Source organism: Burkholderia sp. WP42 (genome assembly GCF_000745665.1).
Lineage (GTDB): Bacteria > Pseudomonadota > Gammaproteobacteria > Burkholderiales > Burkholderiaceae > Burkholderia > Burkholderia vietnamiensis.
In genome coordinates this window covers 216,274-230,835 of record NZ_JQJT01000016.1, presented here as the reverse complement: position 1 = coordinate 230,835, position 14,562 = coordinate 216,274, and the positions used below count along the sequence as shown (strand labels likewise).

Annotated in this window: 14 protein-coding genes; 3 read left to right on the top strand and 11 right to left on the bottom strand. The window is 67.4% G+C overall.

Translation table 11 applies throughout. The annotated features are described in order from the left end of the window. Positions 1–20: 20 nt before the first annotated feature. The 6 genes from EX20_RS10110 to EX20_RS10085 form a co-directional block, all read right to left on the bottom strand. Positions 21–1,010, bottom strand: a complete 990-nt coding sequence (locus EX20_RS10110; protein WP_034193452.1) for a cytochrome d ubiquinol oxidase subunit II — start codon at positions 1,008–1,010, stop codon at positions 21–23. A 54-nt stretch (positions 1,011–1,064) separates the two neighbouring features. Continuing rightward, complete coding sequence (locus EX20_RS10105; RefSeq protein WP_034193427.1) at positions 1,065–2,459, bottom strand: cytochrome ubiquinol oxidase subunit I; 1,395 nt, start codon at positions 2,457–2,459, stop codon at positions 1,065–1,067. After that, positions 2,449–4,797, bottom strand: coding sequence for an FdhF/YdeP family oxidoreductase (locus EX20_RS10100; protein WP_034193426.1), 2,349 nt, complete (start codon positions 4,795–4,797; stop codon positions 2,449–2,451). The genes EX20_RS10105 and EX20_RS10100 overlap by 11 nt, the downstream gene beginning before the upstream one ends. 126 nt (positions 4,798–4,923) lie before the next feature. Continuing rightward, positions 4,924–5,268, bottom strand: coding sequence for a hypothetical protein (locus EX20_RS10095; RefSeq protein ID WP_034193425.1), 345 nt, complete (start codon positions 5,266–5,268; stop codon positions 4,924–4,926). A gap of 387 nt (positions 5,269–5,655) precedes the next feature. Then, positions 5,656–6,600 (bottom strand): aldo/keto reductase, encoded by a 945-nt coding sequence (locus EX20_RS10090; protein ID WP_034193424.1) that lies wholly within the window; start codon positions 6,598–6,600, stop codon positions 5,656–5,658. A 292-nt stretch (positions 6,601–6,892) separates the two neighbouring features. After that, a complete protein-coding gene (locus EX20_RS10085; protein WP_034193423.1) occupies positions 6,893–7,513 on the bottom strand; it encodes a LysE/ArgO family amino acid transporter in 621 nt (206 codons plus the stop codon). Between the two features lie 104 nt (positions 7,514–7,617). On the opposite strand from EX20_RS10085, the gene EX20_RS10080 reads away from it, so the two are divergent. After that, positions 7,618–8,511, top strand: a complete 894-nt coding sequence (locus tag EX20_RS10080; RefSeq protein WP_011881095.1) for a LysR family transcriptional regulator ArgP — start codon at positions 7,618–7,620, stop codon at positions 8,509–8,511. A gap of 50 nt (positions 8,512–8,561) precedes the next feature. On the opposite strand, the gene fnr is transcribed toward EX20_RS10080, so the two are convergent. Beyond that, a complete protein-coding gene (gene fnr / locus EX20_RS10075; protein WP_011881094.1) occupies positions 8,562–9,308 on the bottom strand; it encodes a fumarate/nitrate reduction transcriptional regulator Fnr in 747 nt (248 codons plus the stop codon). 126 nt (positions 9,309–9,434) lie between these two features. Next, positions 9,435–9,902, bottom strand: coding sequence for a universal stress protein (locus EX20_RS10070; protein ID WP_034193422.1), 468 nt, complete (start codon positions 9,900–9,902; stop codon positions 9,435–9,437). A 682-nt stretch (positions 9,903–10,584) separates the two neighbouring features. Between EX20_RS10070 and EX20_RS10065 the strand changes: the two genes are divergently transcribed. Together EX20_RS10065 and epsC are read left to right on the top strand one after the other, a co-directional pair. Then, the gene (locus EX20_RS10065) at positions 10,585–10,818 is read left to right on the top strand and encodes a hypothetical protein (RefSeq protein ID WP_011659947.1); all 234 of its coding nucleotides are present in this window, start codon (positions 10,585–10,587) and stop codon (positions 10,816–10,818) included. 135 nt (positions 10,819–10,953) lie between these two features. Further along, entirely contained in the window at positions 10,954–11,874 is a 921-nt protein-coding gene (epsC, locus tag EX20_RS10060; RefSeq protein ID WP_034193451.1) for a serine O-acetyltransferase EpsC, read from the top strand. Between the two features lie 178 nt (positions 11,875–12,052). Here epsC and EX20_RS10055 read toward each other — a convergent pair whose 3' ends face one another. The 3 genes from EX20_RS10055 to EX20_RS10045 all read right to left on the bottom strand — a co-directional run bounded on the left by EX20_RS10055 (position 12,053) and on the right by EX20_RS10045 (position 14,523). Next, positions 12,053–12,856 carry an SDR family oxidoreductase gene (locus tag EX20_RS10055; RefSeq protein WP_034193421.1) on the bottom strand — a complete coding sequence of 268 codons (804 nt, stop codon included), beginning with the start codon at positions 12,854–12,856 and terminating at the stop codon, positions 12,053–12,055. Next, positions 12,856–13,485, bottom strand: a complete 630-nt coding sequence (gene folE / locus EX20_RS10050; RefSeq protein ID WP_011881089.1) for a GTP cyclohydrolase I FolE — start codon at positions 13,483–13,485, stop codon at positions 12,856–12,858. Before folE ends, EX20_RS10055 begins: the two co-directional genes overlap by 1 nt. Positions 13,486–13,596: 111 nt before the next feature. Continuing rightward, positions 13,597–14,523: a LysR family transcriptional regulator gene (locus EX20_RS10045; protein WP_011881088.1), complete on the bottom strand. Its 927-nt coding sequence runs from the start codon at positions 14,521–14,523 to the stop codon at positions 13,597–13,599. Positions 14,524–14,562 lie beyond the last annotated feature (39 nt).

Genomic DNA, 14,562 nt, shown 5'->3' with positions numbered 1-14,562 from the left:
GTCGTGCCGCGCGGAGCGGGTCAGTCGCCCGCTCGGGCCGTCCCCGTCACCTTGCCGCGAAAGACCGAGTACTGATAAAGGTTGTAGCCGATCATCACCGGAAAGATGAAGCCGATGCCGATCAGCATGAACACCAGCGTCGCCGTATCGGACGAAGCCGCGAGAATGGCGAGCCTGCCGGGCACGAAGTCGGGATAGACGCTGACCGCGAGCCCCGTGAACGAGACCACGAAGAGCGCCACGGCGGCGCGAAACGGCACGCGCACGCTGCCCAGATAGAGCGACGCGACCAGCCACGCGAACGACAGTGCGGCGCACAGGGCCAGTGCCGCGAGCACCGGGAACACGCCGGGCTCGAGCCACCGCTCGCGTCCCACCGCGCTGCCGGCCCAGGTGGCCGCCGTCAGCACGGCCGCCGCCGCCACGGTGAGCACGGCGCACAGCAACGCGATACGACGAGCCCACTGTTCGAGCGCGCCCACCGTCTTCTTCGCGACGTAGGTGGCGCCGAGCAACGCATAACCCGTCACCACGCCGAGCGCCGCGACGCCGGAAAACGCGACGCCGAACGCGCCGGGCGCGAGCCCCGTGACGATGCGGCCGAGCATGACGCCCTGCGAAATCGCGGCCACCAGGCTGCCCGCGCCGAATACCGTATCCCACGCCGGCCCGTGCCGGTCGCCGTGACGAAATTCGATCGCCGCGCCGCGCATGATGAGTCCGGCGATCATCGTCATCACGGGCACGTAGAGGCTCTGCATCAACAGCGCGTAGGCGGCCGGAAAGGCGCCGAACAGTGCGCCGCCCACCACGACGAGCCAGGTCTCGTTCGCATCCCACACGTGGCCGATCGTCTCGACCATCACGTCGCGTTCGTCGCGCGTACGTTTGAGCAACGTGAGCATGCCGACGCCGAGATCGAAGCCGTCGGTGACGACATAGAAGACGAGCATCAGGCCGATCAGCGCGAACCACGTGAAGGCCAGCATCGAATGAGCGGAAGTGTTCATCGTCATTTCGCCCGCAGGGGCGCGCAAAGAGGTCGATAAGAGGTCGATAAGAAATCAATAGGTCACGGCGGTCGCCTGCTCGCGGACCGCGACGGCGCCGGGCAGCGGCGCGGCGAGGTCGGGGCCGCGCTTCAACCAGCGCCGCGCGAGCGCGAAGAACGTGACGATCAGCACCACGTAGAACGCGGCGAACATCGCGAGGCTGCCCGCCACCGGGGCGGCCGCCACGGCCGACGCGGCGTCGCTCGTGCGCAGCAGCCCGTAGATCACCCACGGTTGCCGCCCCACCTCGCGCACGATCCAGCCGGCTTCCACGGCGACGTACGGCAGCGGAATGCAGAGCACCCACGCGATGAGGAGCCTGCGCCTCGCGAGCAGCCGGGCCAGGTCGCCGCGCGCCTGATACACCGCGTACGCCGTCCACCCGGCGAGCAGCGCCAGCACGAAGCCGATGCCGGCCATCGCGCGGAACGCGTAGTAGATCAGCGGGATCATCGGCGGCTGGTCGGCGCGCGGGAAGTCGGCGAGGCCTTTCACCTGCCCGTGCAGCGAATGCGTGCCGATGACGCTCAACAGCCCCGGGATTTCGATCGACCAGTCGTTGCGCTGTCGTTGCCGATCGGGCCACGCCAGCAGCGACCACGGCGCGCCGGTGCCGGGTGCGTTGGTGGTCCAGTGGCCCTCGATGGCCGCGCCTTTCGCCGGTTGCGTCGCGAATACGCTGACGCCGCTCGAATCGCCGAGCCAGATCTGCAGCGGTGCCACCACGGCGAGCATGACGAGCGCGAGCTTGAACGAGCGCGCAAAGAACGCGGGTTCGCGGCGGCGAAGCATCTGCCATGCGGAGATGCCGGCGATCACGACCATCCCCGTCTCGATCGCGGCCACCCACATGTGCGACACGCCCCATGCCATGTCCGGATTGAAGATGGCGGCCACGTAGTCCGTCACCACCAGCTTGCCGTCCACCAGCTTCACGCCCGCGGGGGTTTGCATCCACGAATTCGCCACCATGATCCAGAACGCGGAGAGCGTGGACCCCAGCGCGACCATCGACGTGGCGAACAGGTGGACCTTCGGCGACACGCGGTTCCAGCCGAGCATCATCACGCCGACGAACCCCGCTTCGAGCATGAACGCCATCGCGCCTTCGAAGCCGAGGATGTTGCCGAAGAACGACCCGCTGAACTGCGCGAACCCGGCCCAGTTGGTGCCGAACTGGAACTCCATCGGAATGCCGCTCACCACGCCCACGGCGAAGTTCAGCACGAGCAGGCGGCTCCAGAAGCGCGCGTGGCGGTAATACAGCGCGTCGCCGGTGCGAATCCACAGCGCTTCGACCAGCAGCAGAAACGCCGAGAGGCTGATGGTCAGGATCGGCCACAGGATGTGGAAGATCGCGGTCATGGCGAACTGCGCCCGCGACAGGCTGACGACGTCACTGAGCATGATCGTGCTCCCCGGCGTTGAGCGCCACGGCGAACGCGGCGGAGTCCGGCCCGACCGCGGCCGCGCGCACCACTTTGACCGGCACCGACTTGTACGACGGCGTGCGGCTTTGCGGATCGAAGGCGTCGAGCGGCACGAGCGGGTTCGCTTCCGGATAGTAGGCGCCGCAGCAGCCGTCGGGCAGCGAGTATTCGACCACCTTGAAGCCGCGCACGATGCGTTCGATGCCGTCGGCCGCGAGCGCCACGATATCCACTCGTTCGCCGGGATGCAGGTTGCGTCTGCCGAGCTCGCGCGGATTCATGAACACCACGTCGCGCTGCCCGAACACGCCGCGATAGCGGTCCGAGTGCGAGTAGAGCGTGGTGTTGTACTGGTCGTGGCTGCGCATGGTCGTGAGCCGCAGCGCATCGGGATCGTCGTGATGAAGGTCTTCATCGAGGCCGCTGAACACGAAGAAATTCGCGCGTCCGCTCGGCGTGGCCCACACGCGCTCGCGCGCCGTGGAAGCCAGATGGAAACCGCCCGGCACGCGAATGTGTTCGTTGTAGGCCTGGAAGATCGGCAACACGGTTTCGATGGCGTCGCGAATGCGGTCGTAGTTCGCGACCAACTGCTCCCAGGGCACGCGCGACGCATGACCGAGCGTCGCGCGGGCGATGCCGGCGACGATCGCCGGCTCGCTGCGGAGGTGGGCCGAGGCCGGCGCATTGCGCCCGGCGGACGCGTGGACCATCGACATCGAATCCTCGACGGTGATCGATTGCGGCCCGTCGGCCTGCAGGTCGATCTCGGTGCGGCCGAGACACGGCAGGATCAGCGCGTCCTTGCCGTGCACGAGATGGCTGCGGTTGAGCTTGGTCGCCACGTGCACGGTCAGGTCGAGCGTGCGCATCGCGGCCTGCACGCGGACCCAGTCGGGCACGGCCGCCGCGAAGTTGCCGCCCAGCGCGATGAAGACGCGCGCGTAGCCGCGCATCATCGAATCGATGGCGGCCAGCACGTCGTGGCCGTGCGCGGCGGGCGGGCGAAAGCCGAAGGCGCGCTCGATGCCGTCCATCAGCGCGGGCGTGGGCTTTTCGGTGATGCCGACCGTGCGGTTGCCCTGCACGTTCGAGTGGCCGCGAACCGGGCAGATGCCCGCGCCCGGACGGCCGATATTGCCGCGCAACAGCGCCAGATTCGCGATCTGCTGCACGTTCTCCGTGCCGCGCCGATGCTGCGTGAGCCCCATGCCGTAGACCAGAATCACGTTGCGCGCCTGCATGTAGACCTGCGCGGCGTTCGCGATGTCGGCTTGCGAGAGCCCGGCGTGGCGTTCTATCGCGTCCCACGACGTGGCGCGCAGGTCGGCCAGCAACGCGTCGATGCCGACGGTGTGGCCGGCGATGAAGGTGGTGTCGAGGATGCGCGGCGCGCCTGCGGCGAGCGCGGCATCGTCTGCTTCGACGAGCGCTTTCATCATGCCCTTGAGCACGGCCACGTCGCCGCCCACGCGCACCTGATACAGGAACGTGCTGATGGGCGTGGAGCCGAGCGTCGCCATTTCGAGTGGGTCTTGCGGCGCGGCGAAGCGTTCCAGCGCGCGCTCGCGGAACGGATTGAACGAGACGATCTTCGCGCCGCGCCGCGACGCCGCATGCAGATCGCTCATCATGCGCGGGCTGTTCGTGCCGGGGTTTTGTCCGAAGATGAAGATGGCGTCCGCGTGCTCGAAGTCTTCGAGCAGCACGGTGCCTTTGCCGACGCCGATCGACTGCGGCAGCCCGACGCTCGTGGCCTCGTGGCACATGTTCGAGCAATCGGGAAAATTGTTCGTGCCGAATTCGCGCACGAACAGCTGATAGAGGAATGCGGCTTCGTTGGAAGCGCGGCCCGACGTGTAGAAGTCGGCCTGGTCGGGATGGTCGAGCGCATTCAGGTGCTTGCCGATCAGCGCGAACGCCGCGTCCCACTCGATGGGCACGTAGCGGTCCGATGCGCGCTCGTAGATCATCGGGTGCGTGAGGCGCCCGGCCATTTCGAGGTCGTAGTCGTCCCAGGTTTCGAGTTCCGCCACGCTGTGCGCGGCGAAGAACGCCGGCGTGCAGCGCTTCGCCGTGGCTTCCCAGGCCACGGCCTTGGCGCCGTTCTCGCAAAACTCGAACGACGACGTGTGCTTCGGGTCGGGCCAGGCGCAGCCGGGGCAGTCGAACCCTTCGGGCTGGTTCATCTGCAGCAGCGTCTTCGCGCCCGACACGGAGATGCCCTGCACCGCGAGCGCTTCGCCGGTTGCCTTGAGCGCACCCCATCCGCCGGCGGGTTCGCTGTAGATGCGTACGACTTTGTTGCGAGCCATGTCAGATTCCTCGTTTCGGTAGCTTCGATCGTCGTCGCTTCGCGTTCGGCGCGATTGAGCCGTTGCCTTGCGCGTTGCGGATTCGCACGTTGCGGTGCGTGTCGGCGTGCGTCGTGCCGTGCGGGTTCAGATCCAGTTTTTCGAAGCGCCGGCCGCGGGCCGGTCGGCCGGCGCGGAATGCGACGCGCGATGTGTCGCGCGCGGGGGCAGCGCATCGCTCGAACCGGTCAACTGCGTCGCACGCGTCGCGGCGGCGCGCGCTGCGGGGCGATACGCTGCGCTTTCGGCCGGGGCGGATGCGTCCGGCGCATCGCTTGCGATGCGTTCCAGCGGCAACTGCATGTCGGCGCCGACGGAAAGCACGGCGTCGTCGAACGTCGGCAATCCGGCGACGTGCGTGAGCGCGGCGGCCACGGCGGCCAGCGCGACCGCGCGCCAAGGCTTCATGGACCTGATGTCGATCGGCTTCATGTCAACTCTCCGGGCAGAACGGACGCCGATGCGAGCCGGCGTGGGCGAGCGGTGAATTCATGAGCCGATGTTGCCGGTTCGCGTGCGCGAGGGCTTTCGAATTCGCCCGGCGTGCGGTCGATTTGCACGATGGCGGGCAAGGCGAGGGCGCGAAGCCGCGCAACCGGCGCGGGTGGCGACCGAGTCGAGCGGAAAAATGCAGGCTTGCGACGAAAAGGCGGCGGCCGGTTCGATATCGATGCGGTGCGTGACAGGAGCGGCGTCGAACGCCGCTCGCAGTTTGTGGAGGATCTGGCCGCGCCGTTTTACGGATTCAGGCGGGGCGGCGCGCGCCTGCCGTAGCGTATGGCGGATGCGTTCCGGTACGCGGGCACGCAGCGCGCGATATCAAACCGCGCTGGCCTCGTCGATCTTGCGGATATCGTCGTCGTCGAGCGTCACGCGCATCGCTTCGCCGAGCAGCGCGAGTTGCGCGAGCGAGGTGGCGCTCGCGATCGGCGCGGTGATCGTCGGGCGCGCGATCTGCCATGCGAGCGCGATCGCGGCCGGCTCGGTGCTGTGCTTCGCCGACACCTCGTCGAGCGCCGCGAGGATGCGCAGGCCGCGCGCATCGAGATAACCGGCGACGCGATCGCCGCGCACGCTCTTCTTCAGATCCGCCTCGCTGCGATACTTGCCGGACAGGAAGCCGCTCGCGAGCGCGTAGTAGTTCACGACGCCGAGTTTCAGCTCGCGCACCACCGGCTCGAGATCGCGCTCGTATTCGGCGCGGTCGACGAGGTTGTATTCCGGCTGGATCACCTGATATGCGGGGAGCCCGTGGCGCGTGCTGATGTCGGCGGCTTCGCGCAGCCGCGCGCCGCTGTAGTTCGACGCGCCGATGATGCGCACCTTGCCCGCGTCGATCAGCGTCTGATACGCGCCGAGCGTTTCTTCGAGGGGCGTGTCGGCCAGATCGCGGTGCGAGAAATACAGGTCGATGTAGTCGGTCTGCAGGCGGCGCAGCGAATCGTCGGCGGCCTTCAGGATATTGTCCCGGCTCAGTCCCTCGCGCCCCTTGAGCATGCCGACCTTGGTCGCGATCACGACGCGCTCGCGCTTGCCCGAGCGCTTGAGCCACTTGCCGATGATGGTCTCCGACTCGCCGCCGCGGTTGCCGGGCGCCCAGGCCGAATAGACGTCGGCGGTGTCGATGAAGGTGATGCCGGTGTCGGCGAGTGCATCGAGCAGCGCAAACGATGCGTTCTCGTCGACGGTCCAGCCGAATACGTTGCCGCCGAAGGCGAGCGGGGAAACCTGAATGTCAGACGTGCCGAGGGTGCGTAGTGCCATGCTGTTCTCCGGAATCTGCGGGATGGGCCCGGACCGAATCCGACGCGATGGCGAACGATCGAACTGCCTGCCTCGGTGTCGCGGGGCGCACGAACATTCTCGCTGATCGGCTCGGAACGTGCAGCGCGTGCAGCGCCGTCGACACGGAGAAATGGCGGTGAATGGCGGAGGATCCGTCCACGATGGACGCAATACTTGCTGCTGCGGCAGATACGCCAGCCGCCGCGCCCGGCCGAGGCGATACGAAAACCGGCAAGCCGCCACCGGCGCGCAGCGGCCGATCGAGCATTCGCTATCGCAGTTGCACGGCCGCCAGAAACAGCACCATGCTGCCGATCGCACCATCCAGCACGCGCCACGCGACGGCCTTGCGGAACCACGGCGCGAGCAGTCGCGCGCCGTATCCGAGCGCCACGAACCAGACGATGCTCACCGACATCGCGCCGATCGCGAAGGCGAGTCGCGCGCCTTCCGGCTCCCGCGCGCCGGCCGTGCCGATCAGCAGGAACGTGTCGAGATAGACGTGCGGGTTGAGCCACGTGAACGCCAGCGTCATCAGCACGATCGACACCGCGCGTTGCGGCGGCGGCGCGACCGCGTCGCCGCGCACGTCGAGCGTGTCGTGCCCCGGCTTGAGCGCACGGCGCAGCGCATTGACGCCGAACCACGCGAGATAGGCGAGGCCCACGTACAGCACCACGTGAACGAAGGTCGGATAGCGCTCGACGAGCACCGACGCGCCGCCGACGCCCGCACCGATCAGGATCATGTCGGACAGCGCGCACAGCAGCACGATCTTGCCGACATGCGAGCGCATGATGCCTTGCCGGAGCACGAACGCGTTCTGTGCGCCGATGGTGACGATGAGCGACCCGCACAGCGCGGCGCCGTGGGAAAAGGCAATCCAGTTCATGATGGGGAATCGAGGCAGTAGACGGGTGAATCGGTTGGCGCTAGTCTGCGGGCAGCGTCCAGATAAGAGAAGCTAATTCACCTAATGCGGATTAAGGAAATCTAATGCTCGACTACGCGTTGCTCGACGCCCTCGCGGCCGTGATTCGGCACGGTTCGTTCGAACGGGCGGCGAAGGAGCTGAACGTCACGCCATCGGCCGTATCGCAGCGCGTGAAGCTGCTGGAGGAGCGCGTCGGCAGCGTGCTGGTCAAGCGCGGCCAGCCGTGCGTCGCGACGACGTCCGGCGCGCTGCTGTGCCGGCACACCGAGCGCGTGCAACTGCTCGAAGCCGAGCTGGGCGGCCGGATGCCGGCGTTGCCGGGCCAGATTGCGGGCGCATGGCCGACGTTGCGCGTGGCCGTCAACGACGACAGCGTCGCGACGTGGTTCATCGATGCGGTCGGGCCGTTCTGCACCGAGCGCGAGACGCTGCTCGATCTGGTGATCGACGACCAGGACTATACGGCCGCACGCATTCGCGACGGCAGCGTGCAGGGTGCGGTGACGGCGCAGGCCGAACCGATCCAGGGATGCAGGTCGATCCGGCTCGGGCGCATCCGTTATCGCGCGGTGTGTTCGCCGGCGTTCCACGACCGCTACTTCGGCGCGGGCATCACGCGCGATGCGCTGCGCCGCGCGCCGTGCGTGATGTTCAATTCGAAGGATGGTTTGCAGGCGCGTTTCATCCGGCGCGTGACGCGCGCGGATCTCGATCCGCCGCAACACTGGATACCGCACGTCGCGGGCTATCTGCGCGCATGCGAAACGGGGCTGGGATGGGGGATGTGTCCGGACCGGATGGTCGATCGCCAGCTCGCCGCCGGCGAACTGGTCGACATGTCACGCGGACGGACCGTCGATATCGAGCTGTACTGGCAGAGCTGGCGCCTGTCGATCGGCTGGCTCGACGATTTCAGTGCGGCGCTGAAGGCGCGCGCCGCTCTGTTTCTCGACTGAGCGGCGCGGCAAGGCTGCGGGCGGCGCGCGTGTCGTGCGCCGCCGCGAGATCAGACGTGATGCAGGCCGTCGAAGTCGACGATTTGCACGAGGCGACCGCGCATTTCGATCAGGCCGCGCTTCTGGAATTTCGACAGCGTGCGGCTGACCGTTTCGAGCGTCATGCCGAGGTAGCTGCCGATGTCTTCGCGCGTCATCCGCAGGTTGAACTCCGACGGCGAGTAGCCGCGCTTCAGGTAGCGCGACGACACGTCGAGCAGGAACGCGGCGACGCGCTCCTCGGCGTTCAGCGAACCGAGCAGCATCGTCTGCGTCGTTTCGCGCACGATCTGCTCGCTCATCAGCTTGTGCATGCGCAACTGCACCGAACCCGCTTCCGAGCACAGCGACTTCAGCGCGCTGTACGGAATCACGCAGACGGAGCTGTCTTCCAGCGCGACCGCGGTACGCGGGTGCGTGTCGTCGCAGATGCCGTCGAGGCCGAGCGCTTCGCCGGCCAGATGCAGGCCGGTGACCTGCTCGCGGCCGTCGTGGCGCGTGGCGACGGTTTTCAGCGAACCGGAGCGCACGGCGAACAGGTTGTCGAAGTTGTCGCCCTCGCGGAACAGCGCTTCGCCGCGCTTGACCGGACGGGATGCGCAGATCACCGACTCGAGACGGCTGAGCACTTCGGGCGCCAGGCCCTGCGGCATGCACAGGTGCCGCATCGCGCACGACGAGCAGTGCGGTGCCTGACGGGGAGCCCAGTTGGCCGCAGCAGACGTGGCGGCGGGACGCGTGGCGACGGGCGTCAACATGATCGTTTACTCCGGCATTGAATTGATGAAATCATTGTCCCACCGCAAGCTCGGGCTGTCGGGTGACAAAACGTCGCGATGGCGCGCACCTGCCACGGACGCCGCTACGCGGTGGGCGCACATCGTTCAGCTGTGCTGTTCGTCCGCGTGCGCGGCGGCCGGGATCAGCAGCACGGGCAGGGGCGCATGGCGCACGCACTGTTCGGCGATGCTGCCGAGCACCAGCCGGCGGAACCCGCGGCGCCCGTGCGTGCCGAGCACCAGCAGATCGGCGCCGAACGCCTTCGCACCGTCGAGGATCAGCGCCGACACGTCGTTCAGCGACGATGCCTCGTTGATCCGCGTGGCGCCCTTCACGCCCGCCGCCTCCATCTGCTTCGAGAACTCCGCCGCGAGCGCGTTGCCCTGGGCGAGCAACTGGTCGCGCAGCACGGACGGATCGTAGCCCGGCACGTTGTAATAGATCGCGGCGTTTTCGACGACGTAGAACGGTTGCAGTTCGGCGCCGTGTTCCTTCGCGAGCGCGAGGGCTGCGTCGAATGCGTGGCGGGACGTGTCGCTGCCGTCGATGGCAACGAGGATGCGCTTGTACATGGTGTCTCCGAGTGGCGGGTTGAACGACGAAAGCCGGCCGGATGGCCGAGCCGACCGTGCACGGCTGCGGGGCAGCGTAAACCAACGGCCGTGATTCTGCAGCGTCGTGCCGGGCGGCGCGCGCCCATGAGTACGCAGCGTTCATTGAATCGCAATAATCTCGCGCAGATATGACGTCGATCAATTCCGGTGCATTGGAACCGGCACGGGCGGGGTGTCCTTCACGGACGATGCCGATATTGCTGGATGTGTCGGCACGGCGCTGGATGGGCGTGTGTGGCGTGTGCGGCGACAGGCAGCGTTTCGAACGTTCGATTGAAACGCGAGGGGCTTGCCGATGGCGCCGCCGGGCGTGTCGACGTCGTTGAATTCGATGCCGGACGGTGCGGGAAGGGCGCTCGCGCCGACGCTTTCCTCGCGGCGAAGTGTGTCGAATCGAAGCAAATCCCGTTCCGGACACGACGGGAAAACGGTGGGCGGGCGGTCGCCACAGTCGTGCGGCGTGCGCTGATTTGTCCTGATTTATTTCAGCTAGAACCCGCGTTTCCTACAGAGTATGATTCCTTTCCTGCGAAGCGGCGACAGGGGACGCAGTCTCGCCGCCTCTGCCCGCACCGGGGCGCCGCAACACCCTTAACGACGGGCAGCGAACAACAAACAAGGGACTAGAGGTGGCGGATTCATGCAAGCGACTACTGCCTTCACGCACCGCGGTTATTTGTTGAATTGCGCGCCCGCGCGCGCGAGCGACGGTTCATTCAAGCCCTACGTCGTGATCTCCCGATCGAGCGACGGGGAGCTCGTCGCTAACCGTTTCTTTCCGACCGAGCTCCAGTTCAACGACGAAGGCGACGCGATCGCGCACGCGCGCGACTGGGCCGTGCGCTGGATCGACGCGAGCAGCATCACGATCTGACGTCGCAGGGCGGCAATCGCGTCGGCCATCCGGCCGATACCCTGGCGTGCCGCCGCCGATCGAAAACGCGGTAATCTTGCGGAACCCGTTACTTCATGAGCGGCCGCGCCGATGCGCGGCCGCCTGCATTGGCATATGTCGACATCACCCGCCCGTCAGTGGGGCCTCGAAGAAATCGTTGCCGGCTTGCGCGAATCGCGCGAGGAACTGCATCGCACCCGCCATCCGCGCGGCATCCGTGAACTGCCGTCGCGCGACGCGATCTGCAAGATCGTGACCGGCCTGCGCGCGTCGATGTTTCCGACGCATTACGGCGCGCCGGATCTCACCGACGAAAGCGTCGACTATTACGTGGGTCATACGCTCGAGAGCACGCTGCGGATCCTCTCCGAACAAATTCGCCGTGCGTTGCCGTTCCTGCCCGAGCACGCGGACACGCCGTTCGTGGCACTCGACGAACGCGCGTTCGAGATCGCACGCGAGTTCGGGCGGCAGCTGCCGTCGATTCGCGCGCTGCTGGTGAGCGACATCCAGGCGGCGTACGCGGGCGATCCGGCCGCGCAGCACATCACCGAGATCCTGCTCTGCTATCCCGGCGTGCTCGCGATGATGCACCACCGGCTCGCCCATGCGCTGCACCAGCTCGGTGTGCCGCTGCTCGCGCGCTTCATCAACGAGATCGCGCATTCGGCCACCGGCATCGACATCCACCCCGGTGCGCAGATCGGCCCGAGCTTCTTCATCGACCACGGCACCGGCGTCGTGATCGGCGAAACCGCGATCATCGGCGAGCGCGTGCGCGTGTACCAGGCCGTCACGCTCGGCGCGAAGAGCTTCCCGGCCGACGGCGACGGCGCGCTGGTGAAGGGCAACGCACGCCATCCGATCGTCGAGGACGACGTGGTGATCTACGCGGGTGCGACGATTCTCGGCCGCGTGACGATCGGGCGCGGCTCGGTGATCGGCGGCAACGTGTGGCTCACGCACAGCGTGCCGCCCGGCACGAGCGTCGCGCAGGGCAAGGTCCGCGAGGGCGGCAGCGCCGAGAAGCCGTAACGCGGTGGGCGAGCGGGGCCGCGCGCGGTCGCGCGGCATCCGACGCAGCGGCCGGCGCGGCGGCCGACGACCGGCCTCGCGGTCAGCGAGGCGACATGCGTTTCATCCCGGATACCGGATACTGGATACCGGCTGCCAGCGGCTGCAGGCAGCGCGCTGCGCCGCCGCTCATCCGGCGTCAATGCTTGCCGGCCGGCGATCGGTGCTTGTACAGCACGTCCTGATCCACGCGGATCAGGTTCTGCCCCGCATCGACGACGAAATCCACGCCGTTGTAGGCGCTGCCGGTGAGCAGCAGGATCGCGCTCGCCACGTCGTCGGGGCCGGCGATGCGCGCGAGCGGTGTCGACGCGCGGCTCGCGTGTTCGAAGTCGGCCTGCGTTTGATCGTCGCTTGGCAGCATCAGCCCCGGGAACACCGCGTTCACGCGCAGCACCGGCGCCGACGAAAGCGCGAGCATCTGCGTGAGGTTGCCGAGCGCCGCCTTCGCGACCGTGTAGCTGAAGTGGTCGCGGTGGAAGTTCTCCTTGATCTTCTGATCGACCACGTTGACCACGACGCCCTGCGCGCCGGCCGCGCGCGCCCGCTCGTAGAACGCACGCGTGAGGAGGATCGGCGCGCGGCAGTTCACGGCCCACGCCTGATCGAACGCCGCGAGTTCGAAGCTCGGAAAATGGTCCTGCCAGAACACCGACGCATTGTTGACCAGCACGTCGAGGCGGCCGAAGCGCGCATACACCTGATCCATCAGCGCGCTGATCTGCGCGGCATCCGACAGGTCGGCCTGCAGCGCGACTGAATCGTGCCCGCGTTCGGCGATCGCGCGGGCAGCCGTATGGGCGGCGTCGGCCGAGCGATCGTAGTGGATCGCGGTGCGGTAGCCGTGATCGGCGAAATACTCGGCGAATGCGCGCCCGGCCCGGCGCGCGGCGCCGGTCACGAGCACGACGGGCGTGTTCGCCGCTTGCTTCAGGGGCTGCATTACGTGTTGGTGAGGTTGACTGAAGAAGGGTTCGCGACGATCGACAGGAATTCGCGCCGCGTCGACGGATCGGTGCGGAACGTGCCAAGCATGCGCGACGTGACCATTTCCACGCCGGGCTTGTGCACGCCGCGCGTCGAGATGCACTGGTGCGCGGCTTCGAGGATCACGCCGACGCCCTTCGGCTGCAGCACGTCGAACAGCGTATCGGCGATCTGCACGGTCATCTTTTCCTGGATCTGCAGGCGCTTGGCGAAGGCATCGACGAGGCGCGCGAGCTTCGAGATGCCGACGACGCGATGGTTCGGCAGATAGGCCACGTGCGCACGGCCGATGATCGGCACCATGTGATGCTCGCAGTAGCTCTCGAAGCGGATGTCCTTCAGCACGATCATTTCGTCGTAGCCGTCGACTTCGCTGAAGGTGCGCGCGAGGATGTCGCGCGGCTCCAGCGCATAGCCGGCGAAGAACTGCTCGTATGCGCGCACGACCCGCGCCGGGGTGTCGAGCAGGCCTTCGCGGGCCGGATCGTCGCCGGCCCAGCGCAGCAGCACGCGAACGGCATCCTCGGCTTCTTCCCGGGTCGGCCGGGAGGCGGCCGGTTCGGGCCGCGTGGTTTTCTTACCCATCTTCTGATCGCTCCATCGAATGCGGCCGCCAGCGGCGGCGCGGATATCCGGACATTGTTTCATGCTTTGGCCGCCCGTGCGTACGGGCGTACCGCCTGCCGCGCGCCTCCGCTACTTCGGCCATTCGTCCTGCTCGTCGTTGAACAGCGACGCGACGACGCCGCGCAGCCACGCGGTGCGCGGATCGTTGTGGAACTTGCGATGCCAGTGCTGCTTCAGGTCGAAGCGCGGCAGCGGCAGCGGCGGCTCGACCGGCACGATGAACGCGTGCTCGGCCGCATACGCGTAGCCGATCGCATGCGGCACGGTCGCGATCAGGTCGGTGCGGCTCAGGATGAACGGCAGGCTCATGAAGTGCGGCGTCTCGAGCACCGCGCGGCGCTGCATGCGCTGCTTCGCGAGGTGTTTCTCGAGCACTTCCTGGCTGCGTCCTTCGGCCCGCACCACCGCGTGCCCGCAGCCGAGGAACTGCTCGACCGTCAGCGGGCGCGCGTGTTCGAGCGGATGGCCGCGCCGCATCAGGCAGACGAACCGGTGCGTGAACAGCCGCTGCTGGAAGAAGTTGTTGCCGTCGAGATCGGGGAAATAGCCGACCGCCAGATCGATCGAGCCGGCTTCGAGCCCGCGGCCCACTTCGTCGTGCGACAGCGATACCGAACGCAGGTTCGCATGCGGCGCCAGGCTCGCGAAGGCCTGCAGCAGCTTCGGCAGGAACACGATCTCGCCGACGTCCGACAGCGCGATCGAGAACGTATGCGTGCTCGCTGCCGGATCGAAGTCGTGCGGCGCGACGAGGCCGCGCTCGATCTGCGCGAGCGCATCGCGCGCGGCCGGCAGCAATGCCAGCGCGCGCGGCGTCGGCTCCATCCCGCGCGACGTGCGCACGAACAGCGGATCGCCGAAGTAGGCGCGCAGCCGGCCGAGCGCCGTGCTCACGCGCGGCTGGCTCACGCCGAGCAGGTCGCCGGCGCGGCTCACGTTGCGCGTGTCGTCGAGCGCGACGAGATAGGGAATCAGGTTCAGATCGAGCGCGTCCATCGCCGGGCCAATATCTTGAAAATGAATAGAACATATCCG